This is a genomic window from Streptomyces sp. NPDC007872, from assembly GCF_042868165.1.
In the GTDB taxonomy this organism is placed as follows: Bacteria; Actinomycetota; Actinomycetes; order Streptomycetales; family Streptomycetaceae; genus Streptomyces.
Map to the genome: position 1 here is coordinate 203,091 of NZ_JBIAEA010000006.1, position 21,229 is coordinate 224,319.

At 74.5% G+C, this 21,229-nt stretch carries 19 protein-coding genes; 4 read left to right on the top strand and 15 right to left on the bottom strand.

Translation table 11 applies throughout. From position 1 onward, the window contains the following. Positions 1-76 precede the first annotated feature (76 nt). Complete coding sequence (locus ACFYNX_RS22820) at positions 77-1,513, bottom strand: PLP-dependent aminotransferase family protein (protein WP_388663652.1); 1,437 nt, start codon at positions 1,511-1,513, stop codon at positions 77-79. Here ACFYNX_RS22820 and ACFYNX_RS22825 point away from each other — a divergent pair. After that, positions 1,512-2,588, top strand: a complete 1,077-nt coding sequence (locus tag ACFYNX_RS22825; RefSeq protein WP_388663654.1) for an EamA family transporter — start codon at positions 1,512-1,514, stop codon at positions 2,586-2,588. The genes ACFYNX_RS22820 and ACFYNX_RS22825 overlap by 2 nt on opposite strands. A gap of 171 nt (positions 2,589-2,759) precedes the next feature. After that, a complete protein-coding gene (locus tag ACFYNX_RS22830; protein WP_365539960.1) occupies positions 2,760-2,960 on the top strand; it encodes a DUF1918 domain-containing protein in 201 nt (66 codons plus the stop codon). Between the two features lie 7 nt (positions 2,961-2,967). Here the strand turns inward: ACFYNX_RS22830 and ACFYNX_RS22835 are convergent, their stop codons facing one another. Further along, positions 2,968-4,233 carry a glycoside hydrolase family 10 protein gene (locus ACFYNX_RS22835; protein WP_388663656.1) on the bottom strand — a complete coding sequence of 422 codons (1,266 nt, stop codon included), beginning with the start codon at positions 4,231-4,233 and terminating at the stop codon, positions 2,968-2,970. Positions 4,234-4,431: 198 nt separating this feature from the next. On the opposite strand from ACFYNX_RS22835, the gene ACFYNX_RS22840 reads away from it, so the two are divergent. Continuing rightward, entirely contained in the window at positions 4,432-5,292 is an 861-nt protein-coding gene (locus tag ACFYNX_RS22840) for a 3-hydroxybutyryl-CoA dehydrogenase (RefSeq protein WP_125663463.1), read from the top strand. A 111-nt stretch (positions 5,293-5,403) separates the two neighbouring features. Here ACFYNX_RS22840 and ACFYNX_RS22845 read toward each other — a convergent pair whose 3' ends face one another. The 10 genes from ACFYNX_RS22845 to infC all read right to left on the bottom strand — a co-directional run bounded on the left by ACFYNX_RS22845 (position 5,404) and on the right by infC (position 16,912). Further along, positions 5,404-5,934 (bottom strand): NUDIX hydrolase, encoded by a 531-nt coding sequence (locus ACFYNX_RS22845; protein WP_185893396.1) that lies wholly within the window; start codon positions 5,932-5,934, stop codon positions 5,404-5,406. A gap of 208 nt (positions 5,935-6,142) precedes the next feature. Then, a complete protein-coding gene (locus tag ACFYNX_RS22850; RefSeq protein WP_388663658.1) occupies positions 6,143-7,483 on the bottom strand; it encodes a transcriptional regulator in 1,341 nt (446 codons plus the stop codon). 464 nt (positions 7,484-7,947) lie between these two features. Next, positions 7,948-9,015, bottom strand: coding sequence for a PP2C family protein-serine/threonine phosphatase (locus ACFYNX_RS22855; RefSeq protein WP_388663660.1), 1,068 nt, complete (start codon positions 9,013-9,015; stop codon positions 7,948-7,950). Between the two features lie 321 nt (positions 9,016-9,336). Beyond that, the gene (gene pheT / locus ACFYNX_RS22860) at positions 9,337-11,865 is read right to left on the bottom strand and encodes a phenylalanine--tRNA ligase subunit beta (RefSeq protein WP_388663662.1); all 2,529 of its coding nucleotides are present in this window, start codon (positions 11,863-11,865) and stop codon (positions 9,337-9,339) included. Beyond that, complete coding sequence (pheS, locus tag ACFYNX_RS22865; protein ID WP_388663664.1) at positions 11,865-13,004, bottom strand: phenylalanine--tRNA ligase subunit alpha; 1,140 nt, start codon at positions 13,002-13,004, stop codon at positions 11,865-11,867. Before pheS ends, pheT begins: the two co-directional genes overlap by 1 nt. 157 nt (positions 13,005-13,161) lie before the next feature. After that, positions 13,162-14,313, bottom strand: a complete 1,152-nt coding sequence (locus ACFYNX_RS22870; protein WP_365539965.1) for an ATP-binding protein — start codon at positions 14,311-14,313, stop codon at positions 13,162-13,164. Positions 14,314-14,405: 92 nt separating this feature from the next. Continuing rightward, the gene (locus ACFYNX_RS22875) at positions 14,406-15,245 is read right to left on the bottom strand and encodes a TrmH family RNA methyltransferase (RefSeq protein WP_388663667.1); all 840 of its coding nucleotides are present in this window, start codon (positions 15,243-15,245) and stop codon (positions 14,406-14,408) included. A gap of 172 nt (positions 15,246-15,417) precedes the next feature. Further along, on the bottom strand, positions 15,418-15,804 hold the full coding sequence (gene rplT / locus ACFYNX_RS22880) for a 50S ribosomal protein L20 (protein WP_019884941.1): 387 nt from the start codon (positions 15,802-15,804) through the stop codon (positions 15,418-15,420). A gap of 106 nt (positions 15,805-15,910) precedes the next feature. Continuing rightward, a complete protein-coding gene (gene rpmI, locus ACFYNX_RS22885; RefSeq protein ID WP_015032399.1) occupies positions 15,911-16,105 on the bottom strand; it encodes a 50S ribosomal protein L35 in 195 nt (64 codons plus the stop codon). A 123-nt stretch (positions 16,106-16,228) separates the two neighbouring features. Beyond that, positions 16,229-16,912 carry a translation initiation factor IF-3 gene (gene infC / locus ACFYNX_RS22890; RefSeq protein WP_365539967.1) on the bottom strand — a complete coding sequence of 228 codons (684 nt, stop codon included), beginning with the start codon at positions 16,910-16,912 and terminating at the stop codon, positions 16,229-16,231. A 330-nt stretch (positions 16,913-17,242) separates the two neighbouring features. On the opposite strand from infC, the gene ACFYNX_RS22895 reads away from it, so the two are divergent. Continuing rightward, complete coding sequence (locus ACFYNX_RS22895) at positions 17,243-17,620, top strand: DUF1844 domain-containing protein (RefSeq protein WP_030214668.1); 378 nt, start codon at positions 17,243-17,245, stop codon at positions 17,618-17,620. 31 nt (positions 17,621-17,651) lie between these two features. On the opposite strand, the gene ACFYNX_RS22900 is transcribed toward ACFYNX_RS22895, so the two are convergent. Genes ACFYNX_RS22900 through ACFYNX_RS22910 form a run of 3 tightly spaced genes read right to left on the bottom strand, consistent with a single transcriptional unit; the run spans position 17,652 to position 21,157 of the window. After that, entirely contained in the window at positions 17,652-18,401 is a 750-nt protein-coding gene (locus tag ACFYNX_RS22900; protein WP_388663669.1) for an SseB family protein, read from the bottom strand. Between the two features lie 9 nt (positions 18,402-18,410). Further along, positions 18,411-19,628 carry a type VII secretion-associated serine protease mycosin gene (mycP, locus tag ACFYNX_RS22905; protein ID WP_388663671.1) on the bottom strand — a complete coding sequence of 406 codons (1,218 nt, stop codon included), beginning with the start codon at positions 19,626-19,628 and terminating at the stop codon, positions 18,411-18,413. Next, on the bottom strand, positions 19,625-21,157 hold the full coding sequence (locus ACFYNX_RS22910; RefSeq protein WP_388663673.1) for a hypothetical protein: 1,533 nt from the start codon (positions 21,155-21,157) through the stop codon (positions 19,625-19,627). The genes mycP and ACFYNX_RS22910 overlap by 4 nt, the downstream gene beginning before the upstream one ends. Positions 21,158-21,229 lie beyond the last annotated feature (72 nt).

The following is a 21,229-nucleotide window of genomic DNA, read 5'->3' on the forward strand; positions in this document are numbered from 1 at the left end:
CTTGTCGGGCGCATGTGACCGGAGGTCTTGCGGGGCCGGAGCCGGGCGGGGCGCTCGCGCCGCCCGGGCCGGGCGGTCAGCCGGTGAGCTCGTCCACCGCCGCCCGCAGGCGGCGCACCCCCTCCGCGATCTCCACGGGGCCCGCGACACCCGCGAAACTCAGCCGGATGTGGCCGGCGGGCGGTTCGGCGCAGAAGTAGGGGCGGCCGGGGGCCACGGCGACCCCGGTGCGCAGGGCGGTGGCGTGGAGGGAGGCCTCGGGCAGGGCGTCGGGGAGGCGCGGCCAGAGGTGGTAGCCGCCGGAGGGGATGTGGGGCAGGGCGAGTTCGGGGAGGTGGTGGGCGAGGGCGCCGGCCATGGCGTCCCGGCGGGCCTTGAGCTCCTGCGAGACGGCGCGGAGGTGCCGGGGCCAGGCCGGGGAGCCGACGAGTTCGAGCGCGGCCTCCTGGAGGGGCCGGGGGACGAAGAAGCTGTCGACGACCTGGATGGCGCGCAGCCGTTCCAGGACGGGTCCCCGGGCGGCGAGGGCGCCGACGCGGAGGCTGGCCGAGGCGGGCTTGGTGAGGGAGCGGACGTGGACGACGACGCCGTCCGGGTCCTCGGCGACGAGGGGCTCGGGGAGCGGCGGGGCGTCCTCGTGGACGAGGCGGCGGGCGAAGTCGTCCTCGACGACGAAGGCCCCGGCGGCGCGGGCGATCCGGACGACCTCCCGGCGCCGCTCCGGTCCGAGGACGGCGCCCGTCGGGTTCTGGAAGAGCGGCTGGCAGACGAGGACGCGGGCCCCGGTGGCGCGGAAGGCGGCTTCGAGGAGCTCGGGGCGGACTCCCCCGGCGTCGGTGGGCACGGGGACCGGGCGGAGTCCGGAGGCGCGCGCGACGGCGAGCATGCCCGGGTAGGTGGGCGACTCGACGAGGACGGGGGTGCCGGGCGGGGCGAGGGCGCGCAGGGCGGTGGTGATCGCGGACTGCCCCCCGGCGGTGACGAGGATCTCGGCGGCGGTGACGCTGCCGCCGATCTCGCGGGCGAACCATTCGCGCAGCTCGGGCAGGCCGTCGACGGGCGGCCTGCTCCAGGCGCCGGGGCGGCGGCCGGCGCGGGCGAGGGCGGCGGCGAGGGCCCGCTCGGGCTGGAGGGCGGGGTGGAGGTAGCCGCCGTTGAACTCGATCACGCCGGGCGGGGGCGCGGAGAGGGTGACGAGGACGCCGGAGGCGTCGACGGCCCGGGGCACGAGCTCGGTGGCGGTGTCGGCGCTGAGGGCGACCTCCTGCCAGGAGGTGTCCCCGGCGGCCGGGGCGGGGGTGCGGGGTTCCGCGCGGAAGGCGCCGGCGCCGGGCCGGGTGACGACGAGCCCTTCGGCGGCGAGCTGGGCGAGGGCGCGGGTGACGGTGACCGGGGAGACGCGGTAGCGCTCGACGAGCGCGCGACTCGATGGCAGCTTTCCACCTGGAGAGTAGCGGTCGAGCTCACTCTTCAGGGATTTTACCAGTTCCGCGACACTGCTACGCTCATGCATGAGAGCACACGATAGCGCTACTGCCTCCACCGCGATAGCGGTCACCGCCCCGGAGCCCCGCACGGCCGGACCGTCGGGCGTTTCAGCCGCCGGGACCGGAGGTGCCTCCCGGACCACCGGGCCGTCCGGGCCCTCGGCTCCCGGAGCCGTCTCCTCCGCCACCGGGCCGTCCGGCGCTCCGGGCCCCGCGGCCCCCTCCCGTACCCCCGCGTCCGACCCCCGGTCCCGGGGCACCCTGCTCGCCGGGCTCGGCGTCGTCGCGTTCTCGCTCACCTTCCCGTCGACCGTCTGGGGCCTGGAAAGCTTCGGCCCCTGGTCGCTCGTGGCCGTGCGGTCCACGCTCGCCGCCCTCCTCGCCGGCGTCTTCCTGCTCGCCGGCCGGGTGCCGCTGCCGGAGCGGCGCCACTGGGCGGGGCTCGCGGTGGTCGCCGGCGGGGTCGTCGTCGGCTTCCCGCTCCTGACCAGCCTGGCCCTGCAGACCTCCACCACCTCCCATGCCGCCGTGGTGGTGGGCCTCCTGCCGCTCACCACTGCGGCCTTCGCCGCCCTGCGGACGGGCCGGCGCCCCTCCCGCACCTTCTGGATCGCGGCCGTCTCCGGCGCCGTGGTGGTGCTCGGCTTCACGCTCGCGGAGAGCGGCGGGGCGCCCTCCACCGGCGACCTGTACCTCTTCGGGGCGCTGCTCGTGTGCGCGGCCGGCTACACCGAGGGCGGCCGGCTCGCCGCCCTGATGCCGGGCTGGCAGGTGATCGGCTGGGCCCTGGTGTTCTGCCTGCCGCCGATGCTGGTGGCCTCGGCCGTCGCCCTGTCCCTGGAGCCGGTCCACCTGAACGCCCACGGGGTCGTCGGCCTGGTGTGGGTCGCCGCCGGTTCGACCTTCTTCGGCCTGTACGTCTGGTACCGGGGCATGGCGGCGATCGGCATCCCGAAGGCCAGTCAGCTCCAGCTCGCCCAGCCGCTCCTCACCCTCGTCTGGTCGGTCTCCCTGCTCGGCGAGGACCTGTCGCCGACCGCCCCCGTCGCGGCGGTCGCGGTCCTGGTCTGCATCGCGGTCACCCAGCGGTCGAAGTCGTGACCGGGTGACCGGGTGACCGGGTGACGAGGTGGCGGGGTGAGGGGGTGACCAAGGAGCTCAAGGAGCCCGGGGAGCCCGGGGCGACGGAACCGGGCGAAACGGTCACAATGGCAAGCAAGGACTCCGAAGAGCGAGAACCGGCACGCGTCCGGTCGCGAGGAGGTCACCCCGATGCAGGCGAGCGTGGGCGACACACTGCTGGTGCACGGACGGACCGTCGGCCACCACGACCGTACGGCCGAGGTCCTTCAGGTACTGGGGGAGGACGGCACTCCCCCGTACCGCGTGAAGTTCGACGACGGACACGAGGCCCTGATGTCGCCCGGCCCCGACACCGTCGTGCGTCACCACCCGGAGGCGGGGACCGGCTGAAGGGCCGTCACTCCGGCGGGCGGACCCTGGTCGGGTAGTGATCGGCCACCACCCTGGCCATCGCCCCGATCCGGTCCCGCGCGACCTCCTTCGCCGAGAAGAAGCAGTGGCCGCCGACCCCGGCGTACCCCTTGGCGAGCTCCAGGTGGCGCGAGAGCTCCGCGGGGTCCTGCCAGGCGGCGGGCTGGGCGGGGTCGCCCGCCTTGTGGAGCGCCTCGCCGACGTAGAGGCCGACGCCGGTGCCCCGTACCGTCTCGTCCCACCAGGGCAACAGCGCGGCGTAGTCGGCGGCGGCCAGGCCGATGTGCCAGTAGAGCTGGGGCACGATGTGGTCGAGCCAGCCCTCCCGCACCCACTTGCGGGTGTCGGCGTACAGGTCGTCGTACGTCTGGACGCCGGCGGCGGTGTCCGAGCCCTCTGGGTCGGTGGCGGCGTTCCGCCAGACCCCGAAGGGGCTCACGCCGAAGGCCACGTCCGGCTTGGCCTCCTTGATCCGGGCGGACATCTCGGAGACCAGCAGATCGGTGTTGTGCCGCCGCCAGGACGCCCGGTCGGGGAAGTCGCCGCCGTGACGCGCGTACGTCCCGTCGTCGCCGAAGTCCTGCCCGGCGACCGGGTACGGATAGAAGTAGTCGTCCCAGTGCACGGCGTCGACGTCGTAGCGGCGCACCGCGTCCAGCATGGCGTCCTGGACGAAGCGCCGGACCTCGGGGAGGCCGGGGTCGTAGTACAGCTTCCCGCCGTAGGGCAGCACCCACTCCGGGTGCCGCCGCGCCGGGTGGGAGGCGACGAGCCGGGCCGGATCGGTGTGGTTCGCCACCCGGTACGGGTTGAACCAGGCGTGCAGCCGGAGGTCCCGCGCGTGGGCCTCGACGACGGCCGTGCCCAGCGGGTCCCAGCCGGGGTCGCGGCCCTGGGTGCCGGTGAGGCACGCCGCCCACGGCTCGTACGGCGAGGGCCACAGGGCGTCGGCGGTCGGCCGGACCTGAAGGACCACGGCGTTGAGGCGCCGCTCGACCGCCGTGTCGAGGTGGACGAGGAGTTCGGCGCGCTGCTGGTCCGCGGTCAGGCCGGGCGCGGAGGGCCAGTCGATGTTGCTCACCGTCGCCAGCCACATGCCGCGGAACTCCCGGCGGCGGTACGGCCTCCCCCGGGCCTGGCTCCTCACTTCGGGTGCCGCGCCCGCCTCCGCGTCCCCGCGAGCCGTCTCGTCCGCCGTCGCCGTCCCTGTCGTTCCCGTCACGGCGAGCGCCGCTCCCGTGGTGCCGACCACGAACCCTCTTCTCCCGATAAGCCGCACTTGTACCCCTCCTCTGTCGGATACGTCACACTCACCGGGAGAGCATGCCCACGTCCCGGGCGATCGATCATCGGTTAATGAGCGGTAACGTCGGGGGATCGAGGCGGACGCACCGGAATCACACGGGCCCGCCGCCGGCAGAAGAGCGAAAGGCACGAGGTGACGGACTCCATGGCCGACATTGAGCGCGTCGGAGTGGTGGGCTGCGGCCAGATGGGCGCGGGCATCGCGGAGGTGTGTGCCCGGAGCGGCCTCGATGTGAGGGTCGCCGAGACCACCGGCGAGGCGCTGGAGATCGGTCGCACCCGGCTCTACAACTCGCTGGCGAAGGCCGCCGAGCGCGGCAAGATCAGCGAGGAGGAGCGGGACGCGACCCTCGCGCGCCTCAGCTTCACCACCGACCTGGGCGAGTTCGCCGACCGCGACCTCGTGATCGAGGCCGTGGTGGAGAACGAGCAGGTCAAGACCGAGATCTTCCAGATCCTCGACCAGGTGATCACCCGTCCGGACGCCATCCTGGCCTCGAACACCTCCTCGATCCCGCTGGTGAAGCTGGCCGTGGCGACCTCCCGCCCCGACCAGGTCATCGGCATCCACTTCTTCAACCCGGCCCCGGTGCAGAAGCTCGTCGAGCTGATCCCCGCCCTCACCACCTCCGAGGGCACGATCAGCCGGGCCCAGGCCTTCGCCGAGAAGGCGCTGGGCAAGCACGCGATCCGCGCGCAGGACCGCTCCGGCTTCGTGGTGAACGCGCTGCTCGTGCCGTATCTGCTCTCCGCGATCCGGATGTTCGAGTCGGGCATCGCGAGCCGCGAGGACATCGACAACGGCATGGAGTTCGGCTGCGCCCACCCGATGGGCCCGCTGAAGCTGTCCGACCTGATCGGCCTGGACACGATCGCCTCGATCGCCGACTCGATGTACTCGGAGTTCAAGGAGCCGCTGTACGCCGCTCCCCCGCTGCTCCAGCGCATGGTGGACGCGGGCCGGCTCGGCCGGAAGACGGGCTCGGGCTTCTACCCGTACTCCTGAGGCCCCCGCCTCCCGGGCCCTCGCTCCCGGGGTCCCTTCACAGACCACTCTCCGCACCACCCGGACGGCCCGTACTCCCGCACAGGTACGGGCCGTCCGGCCTTTCCCGGCTCAGCCGAGGCGCAGGTGGTGGAGCATCAGCAGCCCGGCGGCCGTGTTCGCGGCCGGGACCTCGCCCCGGGCGATCATGTCGGGGACCTGTTTCAGCGGGACCCAGGCCCGCCGCGAGGACTCGAACGCGTCCTCGGGCGGTCCGGTGTACGTGGCCCGCTCCGCCCAGTAGAGGTGGTGGCGGGCGTCGGTGAGGCCGTTGGAGGGCTCGACGGTGAGGAGGTGGCGCAGCGGCCCCGGCCGCCAGCCGGTCTCCTCCTCCATCTCGCGGGCGGCGGCGGACTCGACGTCCTCGCCGTCCTCGACCACTCCGGCGGCCAGTTCCCAGCCCCAACTGTCGGTGATGAAGCGGTGGCGCCAGAGCATCAGGACTTCGTCGGCCTCGTTGACGGCGGTCGCGACGGCGACCGGCCGGAGCCGGATCAGATAGTGGTCCAGGTGGCGGCCGTCCGGGAGTTCGACGTCCGCGAGGTTCACTCGGAACCAACGGTTCTCATAGACAGAGCGTTCGCTCAACTTCGTCCACTGCACGTTCTTGCCACCTTCCGACTGATCGGAGCTTGTTTGGTGGCAATATCGCAGCACTGGGAGACCGAAGGGGATCGCAGGAGAGCGGAGAAGGACAGAGACGGCCGGAAACGACCGGAACAGGCCAGAAGCGTCGGGGGACCAGAGGATCAGGGGGGCGGGGGGCCGGAGGATCAGGGGGTCGGGGGGCCGGAGGATCAGGGGCAGGGGGTCAGAGGGGAACGCGCAGGGCCCCGTCGATGAGGGCCGCCGCCTCCCGCGCGTCCGCCGCGTCGCTCGCGAGGAGGTGCTCCCGCACCTCCCGCAGCCGGTCCCGCAGCCTCCGCGACTCCATTCCGCGCGCCCGCTCGGTCATCTCCACCGCCGTGCGCGCCGCCCCGTCGGCCTCCCCCTGCCGCAACTGGACCCGGCACAGCATGGCGAGCCGGTGCACCCGCCCCCGGTCGTGCGAGGGCGCCCCGACCGCCGCCACGGCGTGGTCGTGGGCCGCCGGAAGGTCGCCCAGGCCGAGGAGGGCCTCCGCGATCTGCACGTTGACGAGCCCCGGCTGCACGTAGCCCGTCTCGGCCGGCTCCTCCCCCGGACTGATCCGCTCCGCCGCCTCCTCGGCCCGCCGGATGCAGGCGAGCGCGGTCACCCGGTCGCCCAGGTGCGCGTACGCCTTCGCCTGCATCGCCGTCAGGTCGGCGGCGAGCGCCGGGGTGATCCGCCGCCCCGCCGACCGCAGCGCCGCCTCCGCGAACGCCACCGCCTGCCGGTACTCCCCCGCGAACAGCGACTGGTTGACGAGGAGGGCGATCACGTACGCGCCGAGCCCCCGGTCCCCGCTGGCCTTCGCGAGCCGCAGCGCCTGGTGGAAGTAGCGCTGGGCCAGGCCGTGCGCGTCGGCGTCGTAGGCGCAGATCCCGGCCACCGCCACCAGACCGCCGGCGGCGCGGTGCAGCTCCCGCCCGAGGGCGTCGCCGTACGTGCCCCGGAGCAGCGGCGCCGTCTCGGCGGTGAGGAAGCCGACGATCCGGGCCCGCGTCGCGACGCCCCCGGCCTTGCGGTACATCTGCTCGTAGTGGGACCGGGCGGCGACCAGGACGGCGATGTCGGCGGCCGAGACGGCGGTCCGGCCGGTACGGGAGACGTCCACGTCCTCCGGCGGGTTCTCCCACTCCCACACGGGGATCACCGCGGGGGTGCCGGTCAGGGCCGGCGCGGAGACGACGTACGGCCGCTGCTGCTCGTCGGAGCGCCAGAGGGCGGCCGCCCGGTCCACGAAGCCGGAGAGCGGCGAACCGGGCGCCTGGACCGGGCCGCCCGGGACCCCGAGGCCGATGTCGTCCAGGGTCACCTGCCGGTCCAGCCGGGCGGCGAGCACCTCGCAGATCAGGTCCGGCACCTGGCCGCGCGGCCGCTGGCCCTTCAACCAGCGCGCTACAGCGGTGTGTTCGTAACGCAGGGTGAGTCCCCTGGCCCGGCCGGCCCGGTTCACCCGGGTGGCGAGGCCGGCGTGCGAGACGCCCGCTTCGTCGAGCAGGGCGTCGAGCAAGGTGTTGGGCTGCATGGCCGCTCCGGTCGCTCGGTGAACTCAGCGTAGCGGTGGCCGATTTCGTACGGGGCGAAGTGGCGGGGAGTGGCCCGTACGAGGGGGATCGCGTGCACGAGGTGTACGCGCGGAGGGGCACGGAGACCTCCCGTGGGGGTTCCGCACCGAAGCTTCGTCCGGGGGTTTCGGACCGGGGGTTCCGGACGGGGGGGTTCCGGACCGGAGGTTCCTCACCGGAGCTTCGTCCGGGGTTCTGTACCGGGGTTTCGCACGGGGTGTGAACGGAGCACCCGTTCTTCCGGTCCGCGCGCTCTGCCGCGCCCGGCCCGGCCCCGGTTGACTGTGCTTCTCGCCGCAAGGCGACGACCGGGCCGCCGGCTCCCCCTCGTACAGTGCGGCCGCCCGGTCCGCGTCGCCCGCCCCGCTGATCTGCCCGACACTCCGTGGCGGGGCGGGCGGCGCCGGTGCCCGTCCCCCTCCCCTCAACAGTGGGAGGAGGGGGCGGGCCGGGGCCGGCGCAGCCCGGGTTCGGCGGGCTGCGCCGGCACCCTGGCGCGGTCGTTCCGCACGACGAGGAGCGCGACGTCGTCGGCGGGCCTGCCGCCCGTGTGGTGCAGCAGCTCCGCGTGGACCCGGCGGACCAGGGCCGCGGGCGCCTCGCCGGGCGGCCCGGCCAGGGCGGCGTCGAGCGCGAAGAACCGGCCCCGGCGGTCCCGGGCCTCCTCCGCGCCGTCGGTGTGCAGGACGAGGGTCTCACCGGGCAGCAGCCGGGCCGCCGTGTGCGGCGCGAGGCCGGCGGGCAGCGGCAGCACCCCGAGCGGGGGCAGCGGGTCCCCCACGGGGAGCCGCTCAGGCTTCCGGCCGAGGCGGTACGGGGCGGGGTGGCCGCAGTTGAACAGGGCGAGCCGCCCGTCGGGCCCGATCTCCAGGAGCAGCAGCGTCACGAACTCCTCCGCCGCCGGGTGTTCGGGGTCCGTCCCGGCCCGCGCCGGGTGCTCGTCCCGGGCCCGCTCCCGCAGGTGCCGTTCCAGGGCCCGCTCCAACCGCCGCAGCACCCCGGCGAGTTCGGGTTCGTCGTGGGCGGCCTCGCGGAAACTGCCGAGCACCGCGACCACGGCGCCGAGCGCGGCGAGCCCGTGGCCCCGGACGTCCCCGAGGACGATCCGCACCCCGTAGGGGGTGGCCACCGCCTCGTACAGGTCCCCGCCGACGGAGGCGCCCCGGGAGGCGGAGAGCTGCCCGGCGGCCAGGGTCAGCCCTTCGAGGCGGCCCGGCGGCGGTCGCAGCAGCACCTGCTGGGTGGCGGCCGCGACGGCCCGCGCCCGGGCCAGCTCGCGTATGAGCCCGCGCCGGACGCCGAGGACGAGACCGATGCCGACCGAGAGGAAGACGACGCCGGCGGCGATCCGCATCGGCAGCCCCGGCTCCCTGGCGGGCGGGCAGGCGAACCTCCACGCCACGGCCGTCGCGCCCCAGGCGGCGGGAAGAGCGAACAGGGCCGGCCGGCGGAGCCGGGAGCCATCGGAGTACAACGACCTCGTACGGATCATGCACGGCCCTTCCCGAGCCCCGACGGCGCCCGGAGGCGCCGCGGCACGCAGGTCCGCCCCTGCGACCGCGTCGATTCTCCCGACCGCGCGCACCCTCGCGGAACGCCCTCCGGCGATCTCACCCGAAGGAGTGAGCGCCCTCGGCGCGCCGCCCCGCGCCAGGGGTGCGCCATCGGCACGGGCGCGCCGTTCCCGTACAGAGGTGCGTAGCTCAAGGATGGAACTCTGCTCTTACATAGCAGAGGTCCACGGTTCCGCAAGCGACGGAGGGCCGCCCCGGAGAAGGTCTCCGGGACGGCCCTCCTGGGTACCGCCGCGAGGTCAGGCGCCGCGCAGGACGGCGCCGGTGCGCTCGGACGCCAGGGCGACGGCCGCGTCGCGGGCCGCCGTGGCCTCGTCGACCGTCAGGGTGCGGTCCGGGGCGCGGAACTTCAGGGCGTAGGCGAGGGACTTGGTGCCCTCGCCGAGCTGGTCGCCGGTGTAGACGTCGAACAGCCGGATGGACTCCAGGAGTTCACCCGCGCCCTCGCGCAGGGCGGCCTCGACCGCGGCGGCCGGGACGCCGGCGGCGACGACCAGGGCGACGTCCTGGGTGGCGACCGGGAAGGAGGAGATCCGGGGGGCCTTGAGGGGACCCTCGGACGCCGCCTCGACCAGGTCGAGGTCGAGCTCCATGGCGCTGGTCCGGGCCGGCAGGCCGAAGGACTTCACCACGCGCGGGTGCAGCTCGCCCGCGTGGCCCGCCGTGCGCTCCTCGCCGTCGACGACGACGAGCAGCTCGGCGCAGCGGCCCGGGTGCCACGGACCGTACTGGCCCTGGCGCACGATCAGCTCGGCGCCGGCCTCGCGGGCGACCGTGCGGGCGGCCTCGACCGCGTCCGCCCAGTCGGACGGGCGGCCCCTGCCCCACCAGCCGGCCTGCTCGCGCGCGCCGGCGAGGACGACGGCGGCGTGCCGGGGCTGCGCGGGCAGGGCCGCGTTGACCTCGGCGATCTCCTCGTCCGTGGGACGCCGGTCGACGCCGAGGCGCACGGCGACGCCCGGCCGCTCGCCGGCCCGGAAGACCAGGCCGGTCTCGAAGAGGGCCAGGTCGTGGCCGCCCCGGCTGTCGTTGCGGCGCAGCGCCCCGAGCAGGCCCGGGAGCAGCGTCGTGCGGAGCGCGGGCTCCTCGTCGGAGAGCGGGTTGACCAGCTTCACCAGACGGCGGGAGGCGTCGTCCGCGTCGAGGCCGAGGTTGTCGAGGGCCTGCTCGCCGATGAACGGGTAGTTCAGCGCCTCGACGTAGCCGGCGCCGGCCAGGGCGCGGCCCACCCGGCGGTGGACGCGCTGGCGCTCGGTGAGCCCGCGGCCGGCCGGGGGCTTGGGCAGCGTGGAGGGCAGGTTCTCGTAGCCCTCCAGGCGGATGACCTCTTCGGCCAGGTCGTTCGGCTCGTTGAGGTCGGGCCGCCACGAGGGGACGGTGACGATCAGCTCGTCCTGGCCGTAGACGTCGCAGCCGACCTCCTGGAGGCGGCGGACGACGGTCTCGCGGCCGTAGGCGACGCCCGCGACCTTGTCCGGGTGGTCCGCCGGGACGACGATCGTCCGGGGCGCGGACGGGGCCACGACCTCGGTGACGCCGGCCTCGGCCGTGCCGCCCGCGAGCAGTACGAGCAGGTCGACGGTGCGCTGCGCGGCAGCGGCGGCGGCCTGCGGGTCGACGCCGCGCTCGAAGCGCTTGGACGCCTCGGAGGCCAGCTTGTGGCGGCGGGCCGTGCGGGCGATCGAGATCGGGTCGAAGTGCGCGGCCTCGACGACGACCTCGGAGGTGCCGGTGACGACGCCGGTCTCCGGGTCGGTGACCGGGTCGGCGATCTCCGTGTGGGCGCCGCCCATGACGCCCGCGATGCCGATCGGGCCGCGGTTGTCGGTGATGACCAGGTCCGCGGCGTCCAGGACGCGCACGGTGCCGTCGAGGGTGGTGATCTTCTCGCCGGCCTCGGCGCGGCGGACCCCGATGGGGCCGTCGAGCCGGGTGCGGTCGTAGGCGTGGAGCGGCTGGCCGAGTTCCAGCATCACGTAGTTGGTGACGTCGACGGCCAGCGAGATCGGGCGCATGCCGGCCTTCTGGAGGCGGCGCTGGAGCCAGATCGGGGAGCGGGCCTCGGGCGCCAGGCCGACGACGGTGCGCGCGGTGAAGCGGTCGCAGCCGATCGGGTCGGTGATCTGGACCGGGTAGCCGTACGAGTTCGGCGCGGGCACGTCGAGCAGCGCCGGGTCGCGCAGCGGCAGGCCGTAGGCGGTGGCCGTCTCGCGGGCGACGCCGCGCATCGAGAGGCAGTAGCCGCGGTCCGGGGTGACGGCGATGTCGAGGACCTCGTCGAACAGCTCCAGGAGGACCGTGGCGTCGGTGCCGACCTCGTGCTCCGGCGGCAGCACGATGATGCCGTGCGAGCCGTCGTCGCCCATGCCGAGTTCGTCGCCGGAGCAGATCATGCCCCGGGAGACGCGGCCGTACGTCTTGCGCTCGGCGATCCGGAAGTCGCCGGGGAGCACGGCGCCGGGCAGGGCCACGACGACCTTGTCGCCCTCGGCGAAGTTCCGGGCGCCGCAGATGATCTCCTGGGGCTGGCCGGTGCCGTTGGCCTGCCCGACGTCGACGGTGCAGAAGCGGATGGGCTTCTTGAACTCCGTCAGCTCCTCGATGGTGAGGACCCTGCCGACCACCAGCGGGCCGGACAGGCCGGCGCCGAGCCGCTCGACGGTCTCGACCTCCAGGCCTGCCGAAACGAGTTTGGCCTGGACGTCTCGGCCGGTCTCCGTCGCCGGCAGGTCGACGTACTCCCGCAGCCAAGAAAGCGGGACCCGCATCAGATCTCCATCCCGAACGGCCGGGTGAACCGGACGTCACCCTCGACCATGTCTCGCATGTCTTCGACGTTGTGGCGGAACATCAGCATCCGCTCGATGCCGAACCCGAAGGCGAATCCGCTGTACTTCTCGGGGTCCACGCCGCAGGCGACGAGCACCTTCGGATTGACCATGCCGCAGCCGCCGAGCTCGATCCAGCCCTCGCTGCCGCAGGTGCGGCAGGGGCGGTCCGGGTTGCCGACGGACTCGCCGCGGCAGACGTAGCAGAGCATGTCCATCTCGGCGGACGGCTCGGTGAACGGGAAGAAGTTCGGGCGCAGCCGGGTCTTCATGTCCGGGCCGAAGAGCGCCTGGACCATGTGGTCGAGGGTGCCCTTGAGGTCGGCCATGGTGAGGCCCTCGTCGACGGCGAGCAGCTCGATCTGGTGGAAGACCGGGGTGTGCGTGGCGTCGAGCTCGTCGGTGCGGTAGACGCGGCCGGGGCACACGACGTAGACCGGGGGCTCCCGGTCGATGAGCGTGCGGGCCTGCACCGGGGAGGTGTGGGTGCGCAGCACGACACCGGACTCGTCGCCCGTGGTGACCGTTCCCCCGACGGACGTTCCCTCGACGAAGAAGGTGTCCTGCATCTGGCGCGCCGGGTGGTCCGGGACGAAGTTGAGGGCGTCGAAGTTGAACCACTCCGCCTCGACCTCGGGGCCCTCCGCGATCTCGTACCCCATGGAGACGAAGACGTCGGAGACGCGCTCCATGAGGGTGGTGAGCGGGTGGCGGGCGCCGGCCGGGACGCGGTCGTACGGCAGGGTGACGTCGACGGCCTCCTCCACGAGGACGCGGGCGTCGCGCTCGGCCTCCAGCTCGCTCTGGCGGGCGGCGAGCGCCTTGGAGACGGCGCCGCGGGCCTGGCCCACGAGCTTTCCGGCGGCGGCCTTGGCCTGCGGGGGCAGGGCGCCGATCTCCCGGTTGGCGAGCGCCAGCGGCGAGGTGCCACCGGTGTGCGCGGTCTTCGCGTGTGCGAGCGCGTCGAGGTCGCCCGCGGCGGCGAAGGCGGCGAGCGCCTCGTCCCGCATGCGCTCGATCTCTTCCGGTTTCAGTGCCTCGACCTCAACCGGGTCGTACGACTTATTGGGTGCGGACATCTCTTCCCGTGCTTCCGTTGGCTTGGCTGGGCGGCCCCGCTCGACGTCAAGGGCGCAAACGTGCCAAAGGTCGAGTCTAACGGGGTGGGGGGACGCGAATGAGCCCGTGGGCGGGCCGGGCGGCTCCTGGTCGTCCGCGGTCTCGCGGAGCGGGACGTCAGAGGAGGTGGGCCGGCGTGCCGACGGGCAGGATAAATCGGAACTCGGCCCCGCCGCGGGGGCCCCGTCCGACGGTGATGGTTCCGCCGTGGGCCTCGACGACGCCCTTGACGATGTAGAGGCCGAGACCGGTGCCGCCGCGCTTGCTGCCCCGCCAGAAGCGGGTGAAGACGCGGCTCACGGACTCCTCGGGGATGCCGGGGCCCTCGTCGCTCACGGTGACCTCCGTCCCCTCTTCTCCGTCGTCGCCCGCCGTGGTGGGTGCCACCTCGATGGTGACGGTTCCCTCGCCGTGGCGCACCGCGTTTTCGAGGAGGTTCCCGAGGATCTGGTCGATCTTGTCGGGGTCGGCCCAGAGCGGGGGCAACTGCGGCCGGATCCGTACGAAGAAGCGGTCCGGGGACTGGCCGCCGGCGGTGTGGGCGTGGACGTGCCGGCCGACGGCCGCCGCGATGTCGACGGGCTGGCGGCGGACCTCCAGGCGGCCGGAGTCGATCCGGGAGATGTCGAGGAGTTCGGCGATGAGCCGCTTGATGCGGCCGGCGTCGGCGTCGACGGTCTCCAGCATCAGCCGCTTCTGCTCGTCGGTGAACCGCTCCCACTTGTGGAGGAGGGTGGCGGTGAAGCCCTTGACGGAGGTGAGCGGGGAGCGGAGCTCGTGGGCGACGGTGGCGATGAGCTCGGCGTGGCTGCGCTCGGTGCGGCGGCGCGCCTCGGTGCCGCGCAGGGAGACGACGACCCGGCGGACGGGGCCGGTGGGGTGCTCCCGGACGTAGCGGGCGGAGACGAGGACCTCGCGTCCTCCGGGGAGGAGCAGGTTGCGCTCGGGCTGTCCGCTGCGGGTGGCGAGTCCGCCGTACGGGTCGGTCAGCGGCCACCAGCGGCGGCCCTTGAGGTCCTCCAGGGGCAGCGCCCGGTCGAGGGGGAGGCCGAGGGCCCGGTCGGCGGGGACGGCGGTGATGCGGGCGGCGGCGGCGTTGAAGCAGACGACGCGGCCCGTCCCGTCGGCGACGACGAGCCCGTCGGGCAGGTCGTCGGGCGAGATCCCGGCGAAGTCCGCGGGGGCCGTGGCGTCCGCGGGCTCGGCCCGTTCCGGGGCGTGCGGACCGTCGCTCCGTGCCTCCGCGGGACTGTCCGTGCCGACCGTCATCCCCGTCCCCCACCCCTCCGTGTAGCGCAGTGGGCCCCCGAGTGCGTCACTCTACTGGGCGGGCGGGGCGGAATGGTCCCTTCCGGGGTGCCTCAGGCGGAGGTGCGGGGGCGCTGGGCGCGCGCGGAGGCGTACAGGCAGACCGCGGCGGCGGTGGCGAGGTTGAGGCTCTCGGCCTTGCCGTGGATCGGGACGCGGACGACGGCGTCGGCGAGGGCCCGGGTCTCCTCGGGCAGCCCCCAGGCCTCGTTGCCGAAGATCCAGGCGGTGGGCCCGCCCATGGTCCCGGCGTCCAGCTCGTCGTCGAGGTCGTCCCGACCGGCCCCGTCGGCGGCGAGGATCCGTACGCCCGCGGCCTTGAGCCCGGCGACGGCCTGCTCGACGGGGACGCCGACGGCCACCGGCAGGTGGAAGAGCGAACCGACCGAGGCGCGCACGGACTTGGGGTTGTAGAGGTCGACGGAGGCGTCGGTGAGGACGACGGCGTCGGCGCCGGCCGCGTCGGCGCAGCGCAGCACGGTGCCGGCGTTCCCGGGGTCGCGCACGTGGGCGAGGACGGCGACCAGCTTGGGGCGGGCCGCGACGATCTCCTCGAACGGCGAGTCGAGGAACCGGCAGACGCCGACGAGCCCCTGCGGGGTGACGGTCTGGGAGACCTCGGCGAGGACGGCGTCGGAGGCGTGGTGGACGCGGGCCCCGGCGGCGTGGGCCGCCTCGATGATGGCGGCGTAGCGCTCGGCGGCCTCGACGGTGGTGAACAGCTCGACGAGGGTGGGCTCCCCGCCGGGCCCCCGGTGCTCGACGGCCTCGCGGACGGCCTGGGGACCCTCGGCGATGAAGAGGCGGTCCTTGCCCCGGAAGTTGCGCTTGGCGAGCCGTCGGGCGGCGACGACGCGCGGGGAACGCGGGGAGATCAGCTCGGGGGTGACCATGGCGTGCGGCGGTTCTCTCTTCGGGGCCGGGGGCTGCGGAAGCCGGGTGCGGTCGCGCTCCGGTACGGCACGGGACGCGGCGCGGGCCGGGTGGTCCAGGGGGCGGACGCACCCGGACCCGCAGGCGCGTGAGCGTCTGCGGGTCCGGGCGGAGGGACTGCGGCCTGGAAGATCAGGCGGCGGCCTTCGGCGCGTTGACGTCGGCCGGGAGGGCCTTCTGCGCGACCTCGACGAGGGCGGCGAACGCGTTGGCGTCGTTGACGGCCAGCTCGGCGAGGATCTTGCGGTCCACCTCGATGTTGGCGGCCTTCAGACCCTGGATGAGGCGGTTGTACGTCATGCCGTTCAGGCGGGCAGCGGCGTTGATGCGCTGGATCCACAACTGACGGAAGTCGCCCTTGCGCTTCTTGCGGTCGTTGTAGTTGTAGACCAGCGAGTGGGTGACCTGCTCCTTGGCCTTGCGGTACAGGCGCGAACGCTGACCGCGGTAGCCGGAGGCCTGCTCGAGGATCGCCCGGCGCTTCTTGTGGGCGTTGACTGCCCGCTTGACGCGTGCCACTTGTTAACTCCTTGTAGCGGGGTCGTGGTTGGACTCACACGACCCGAAAAACGAATGGGTCCCGGACCTGGCCGGTGGCCCTCGTCGCCGAGGGCGGGTGATCAGATCAGATGCCCAGCATCTTCTTGATCTTGGCCGCGTCGCCCGGGGCCATCTCCGCGTTGCCGGTGAGGCGACGCGTCAGCTTGGACGACTTGTGCTCGAGCAGGTGGCGCTTGCCGGCGCGCTCGCGCAGGATCTTGCCGGAGCCGGTGACCTTGAAGCGCTTCTTGGCACCGGAGTGCGTCTTGTTCTTCGGCATCGCGCCGTATCTCCTCGTCAGTGGCGCTCCCCCCGGTGCGGGCACCGGACATCCGGGAGCGTCAGTTCTTCGTTCGGTGGGTCCGGGCGGAGCCCGGGGCTGCCTGGGTGGCAGCCCCTCGGATCACGCCTCGGGGGTCTCGGCCGGAGCCTCGGTGGCCGGGGCCTCGGCCTCGGGCGCCGGGGCCTCGGACGTCTCCTCGGCGGTGACGCCCTGGCGCTCGGCCTTGCGTGCGGCCTGGGCCTCACGCGCCTCGGCCATGGCCTCGGTCTTCTTCTTGTGCGGGCCGAGAACCATGATCATGTTCCGGCCGTCCTGCTTCGGGTTGGACTCGATGAAGCCAAGCTCCTCGACGTCCGACGCCAGCCGCTGCAGCAGCCGGAAGCCGAGCTCGGGGCGGGACTGCTCACGACCACGGAACATGATCGTGATCTTGACCTTGTCGCCCTGCTTGAGGAACCGGACGACGTGACCCTTCTTGGTGTCGTAGTCGTGCGGGTCGATCTTCGGCCGGAGCTTCATCTCCTTGATGACCGTGTGCGCCTGGTTCTTGCGCGCCTCACGGGCCTTCATGGCCGACTCGTACTTGAACTTCCCGTAGTCCATGAGCTTGCACACGGGAGGACGGGCGTTCGCCGCCACCTCGACCAGGTCGAGGTCGTACTCCTGTGCGAGCTCCAGGGCCTTGGCAAGCGGAACAATCCCGACCTGCTCGCCGCTGGGTCCGACAAGTCGCACCTCGGGAACGCGAATCCTGTCGTTGATGCGGGGCTCGGCGCTGATGGATCCTCCTCGGTAGCACCACACGACCGCCTGGCGGACGGACGCGCAACGTCTGTTTATGAGACCAACCGAGCCGGTACATGAAAAATGCCCCGGACGGGACACAGGCGGGGCTCCAGGGGAATACCGGAACACCGCCGCGGTCAACCGCGGGGCGCGCATCGGGCGGCTCCATCGTCCGTACGGAACGATGGGCGCCACCTGACCGGTGACCCGCCGCCCGTGAGGGTGGTCGGGTGGGAGTACGGAGCCTCCACTTGTGGGCCGGGCACACACGTGTCCAGCCGGTCGTTACACAAGGTTAGCAGGACCCGGCGGTCTCCGCTAACCGGGGACCGGCATATCGTGTGGGGCATGAGCGAGACGCCCCAGAACGAGTCCCCCGACTCCTCCGACACCCCCGACTTCGAAGCCATGACCCGTGACATCGCCGAGGTTCCGGCGGTCGAGGTGATCGTGACCGTCGCCGTCAACCTGATGAGCGCCGCCGCGGTGAAGCTCGGGCTCACCGAGGAGGGCGACAAGCACAAGGACCTCGACGAGGCCCGCAAGCTGGTGCACGCGCTCGCGGGTCTCCTCGACGCCGGCGCGACGGAGGTCTCCTCCTTCCACGCCGCGCCCCTGCGGGACGGCCTGAAGTCCCTCCAGCTCGCCTTCCGCGAGGCGTCCCTGATCCCGGACGAGCCGGGCCAGGGACCGGGCGAGAAGTACACGGGGCCGGTGTACGGCTAGGAACGCGTACGTCCGCGCGTTCCGTACGTCTTTACGTTCCGTACGTCTGCACGTTCCGTACGTAGAAGGGCTCGCCCGGAGGCGTGGCCGAGGCCGGCAGGAGTGCCAGGTCGAGGCCCCGCACCAGGCGGGCCCTCAGTGTTGCGTCGGCGGCCAGGGCGCGCGCCACGCGCTGGGCGGTCTCCGCCGGGGAGGCGTCCCCGGCGAGGACCAGGGCGAGGGTGCCGTCGGCGGCGCCGGGACCCAGGTGGGCGCGGAGCACGGCGGGCTCGGCGGCGACGGCCGCGCGGACCGCCTCCCGCACGGCGGGGTCGGCGAGCGGATCGACGTCGGCGCGGCCCTCGGCGAGGGCGAGCAGGGCCGGGCCGGTGACCTGGTACGGCACGGGTCCCGCGAGGTCGAGGACGAGCGTGTCCGCCTTCTCGTGCGCGAGGGCCTGGAGCGCCTGGTGCAGCGGGACGGCCACGGGCCGGGCCTGCGGGTCCCAGAGGGCGAGCGAGGCGGTCGAGGTGAAGGCGGGCAGGGCCCGCCGGTCGCCGGCGGTGAGGGTGGGGACGGCCATGTCGCTGGTCTTCTCGCGGCGCAGACCGTTCTCGTCGGTCTCGACCTCGCCGAGGACGGCGACCACGGGGACGAGCAGCCGGGCCTCCCGCAGCGCCGCGAGGACGGGGCCGTGGGCGGTTCTGTCCTCCGCCCAGGCCGCGAGGGCCGCGGCGAGCCGCGGGTCGGCGGTGCCGTCGTCGTCGGAGAAACCGGGGTCCGGAATGTTCTTGAGCGCCACGCCCCGAGCCTAGCCGCCGGGCCGGTGCGCCAGGTCCGCCGGGTGCCGGCCGGAGCGGTGGGCGCGCCGGAGCACCACGGCGGTGAGGAGCAGCAGGGCGCCGAGGCCGCCGAGGAGCGGGGCGAGCAGGCCGAAGGAGCGGGGCTCCTCGGCGGGGGCGGTGGGGCCGGGACCGAAGTAGCGCCCCCGGTAGCCGGCGGCGGTGTCCTTCGGGTCGCCGCCCTTCGACCGGGCGCCCGCCTCGATGGCCGCGGCCGGGTCGACCGTCCCGTACCCCTTGGCGTCGCTGCGGCCGCCCTCGGGGCGGCTGCGCGCGGTGTCGACGAGGAGGGTCTTGAGCTGGGCCGGGGTGAGGTCGGGGTGGGCGGCCCGGACGAGGGCGACGGCCCCGGAGACGAACGCGGCGGCTGCGCTGGTGCCCCAGCCCTCGTAGTAGCGGCGGTCGGGGTCGGCGATGACGATGTCGACGCCGGGGGCGCTGACGGTGGCGTACCAGCGGCGGGTGGAGAAGGAGGCGCGGGTGCCGTAGCGGTCGACGGCGGTCACGGCGATGACGCCGGGGTAGGCGGCGGGGTACGAGATGTGGTCGCCCTTCTCGCCGCCGTTGCCGGCGGAGGCGACGACGGCGACCCCCTTGGAGAGGGCGTACTGGACGGCGGCGTCCTCGCCCGCGTCGGGGTGGGCGGACTTGGAGTCGTCGCCGAGGGAGAGGTTGATGACGTCGGCGCCGTGGTCGGCGGCCCAGCGGATCCCCTGGGCGAGGGCGGTGCCGCGGCTCTTGCGGGCCTTGTCGCGGGCCTTGTCGCGGGACTCCAGGATGACCCGTACGGGCAGGATCTCGGCCTCGGGCGCGATGCCGAGGACGCCGTCCTCGCCGTCGGGGCCGTGGCCGTGCCCGGCGATGATCCCGGCCATGGCGGTGCCGTGCCGGGCCCAGGCGCGGTCGCCCCGTTCGGCGCCGAAGCCGATGAGGTCGTGGCCGGGCAGGACGGAGCCTTCGAGGTCGGGGTGCTCGGCGTCGACACCGGTGTCGAGGACGGCGACGGTGACGCCCGCGCCCTTGGTGGTGCGCCAGGCCTCGGCGGTGTGGAGGGCTTCGAGGCCCCACTGCCGGGCCCGGATGGTGTCGGCGTGCGCGGGCGCGGTGGTGGCGGGCAGGACGGAGAAGGCGGTGGCGAGCAGGAGGGCCGCGCCGCCGCGCGCGTGCCGGCGGACGGGGCGGGTCACCGGTTCTCCTCCTTCGCCGCGGCGGTGGCGGTCGTGCGCAGCAGGCGTTCGAGGCGTTCGGTGATGCCCTTGGCCTCGTGGCCGAGGCCGGACTGGGCGACGGCGTCGGTGCGGCCCTCGGCCGTGGCCCGGTCGGCGGGCTGGGGGGCGTCGACGGTGCGGCCGTCGGCGAAGCCGGAGACGGCGGTGACGACGACGGGGAGGTCGGCGGGGGCGCTGGTCCACCAGCTCGCGCGCTGCCGGTCGCCGAAGCGGGCGGCGACGGTGGCGGGGCCGGGGAGGGCCGGGGGGACGTCCTGGCCGAGGCGGGCGGTGAGGCCCCGGCCGAGGGCGCGCTGCGCGGTGGCGTCGGCGCGGGTGAAGACGAGGCCGACGGTGATCACGCTGCTGGCGGTGGCGTCGGTGTACGTGGCGCGCAGGACGCGCTCGCAGCCGAGCGGCTCGACGGCGGCGAGCAGGCGCTCGGCGAGGACGGCGGACGAGCAGGGGGCGTCCGGGGCGACGACGATCCGGGTCCAGGTGCGTCCGGCCGCGCCGGGGCCGGTGTGGGGGCCGTCGAGGGTGCGGGGGAAGAGGGTGTCGACGGGGGCGTTGTGCCAGAGCTCCCGGGCCTCGGCGTACCCGGCGGGCTCGGCGCGCTTCCCGGGCTCGGAGGCCGCCAGCCACACCCCGGCGAGGGCGCCGCCGATGAGCCCGAACCCGAGCACGGCGCAGGCGGCGACCGCGGCCGTCCGCCCGGCGCTCCCCCGGTCCCGGACGGGCCGCAGCCGCGTGGTGGTCTCGACGGGCGCCTCGGGCGGCAGGACGTGGCTCGTGGGGTGACCGGGGACGCGGCCGTACGACGACGGCGGCGAAGGCGGTGCGAAGGCGGCGGGCGCGGCCGCGGGCCGGACCACCGGCGGTGCCACCGGAAGCACCGGGGCCGGCGAGGGCGGTGTCGCCCGCGGCGGCGCGGGGCGGGCGGCCGACGGCTGGGCCGGTACGGCCGCCGGGCGCGCCGGGGCGGGGAACGCGGACGTCCGAGGGGGCGGGGCGAGCGGCCCGGACGGGGCGGGCGGCGACGACGGCCGGGGCGGTGCCGCCTGCGGCGGTGCGGATGACGGGTGCGCCGGGGCGGACGGGCCCTGCGCCGGGCGCGCCGGGCCCGTCGGTGGCGTGGGGTCCGTGGGGCGGATCGCGCGGAGCCGGGCCGTCGTCTCGACGGCGGGCAGGCCGGCGGCGCCGGCCGTCACCGGGCGGGCGGGGGCGGAGGTGCCGGGTGCCGGGTGGTGACCGGTGGTGGTTCCGGAGGCCGGCGGGCCGGTGGGAGTCGAGGTCACGGAGTCGTGCGAGCGGCCGGTGGTGGCGGTTCCGGAGGCCGGCGGGCCGGGGGCGGAGGTCCCGGGGGCCGGCGGGCCGGTGGGAGCGGAGGGGCCGGGGGTTTCGGGTGTCGCCGGGTCGGTGGTGGTGGGGGTTCCTGCCGTGGCAGGGGGCGTCGGGAGGAGGAGTTCCGTGATGCGGGAGGACGTGGGGCGGTGCTCGCTGGTCATCCCCGTCTCCCGCTCGTGTCGACAATGCCCGTCACTCTACGGGCTGTTCCCCGCCGCACGGGAACTCAGGGG

Excerpts from the sequence above, each read along its gene's own strand:
- ACFYNX_RS22825 (WP_388663654.1), top strand. The coding sequence starts at position 1,512 with ATGAGAGCACACGATAGCGCTACTGCCTCCACCGCGATAGCGGTCACC.
- ACFYNX_RS22820 (WP_388663652.1), bottom strand. The coding sequence starts at position 1,513 with ATGCATGAGCGTAGCAGTGTCGCGGAACTGGTAAAATCCCTGAAGAGT.
- ACFYNX_RS22830 (WP_365539960.1), top strand. The coding sequence starts at position 2,760 with ATGCAGGCGAGCGTGGGCGACACACTGCTGGTGCACGGACGGACCGTC.
- ACFYNX_RS22840 (WP_125663463.1), top strand. The coding sequence starts at position 4,432 with ATGGCCGACATTGAGCGCGTCGGAGTGGTGGGCTGCGGCCAGATGGGC.
- ACFYNX_RS22850 (WP_388663658.1), bottom strand. The coding sequence starts at position 7,483 with ATGCAGCCCAACACCTTGCTCGACGCCCTGCTCGACGAAGCGGGCGTC.
- ACFYNX_RS22855 (WP_388663660.1), bottom strand. The coding sequence starts at position 9,015 with ATGATCCGTACGAGGTCGTTGTACTCCGATGGCTCCCGGCTCCGCCGG.
- pheT (WP_388663662.1), bottom strand. The coding sequence starts at position 11,865 with ATGCGGGTCCCGCTTTCTTGGCTGCGGGAGTACGTCGACCTGCCGGCG.
- pheS (WP_388663664.1), bottom strand. The coding sequence starts at position 13,004 with ATGTCCGCACCCAATAAGTCGTACGACCCGGTTGAGGTCGAGGCACTG.
- ACFYNX_RS22870 (WP_365539965.1), bottom strand. The coding sequence starts at position 14,313 with ATGACGGTCGGCACGGACAGTCCCGCGGAGGCACGGAGCGACGGTCCG.
- ACFYNX_RS22875 (WP_388663667.1), bottom strand. The coding sequence starts at position 15,245 with ATGGTCACCCCCGAGCTGATCTCCCCGCGTTCCCCGCGCGTCGTCGCC.
- rpmI (WP_015032399.1), bottom strand. The coding sequence starts at position 16,105 with ATGCCGAAGAACAAGACGCACTCCGGTGCCAAGAAGCGCTTCAAGGTC.
- ACFYNX_RS22895 (WP_030214668.1), top strand. The coding sequence starts at position 17,243 with ATGAGCGAGACGCCCCAGAACGAGTCCCCCGACTCCTCCGACACCCCC.
- ACFYNX_RS22910 (WP_388663673.1), bottom strand. The coding sequence starts at position 21,157 with ATGACCAGCGAGCACCGCCCCACGTCCTCCCGCATCACGGAACTCCTC.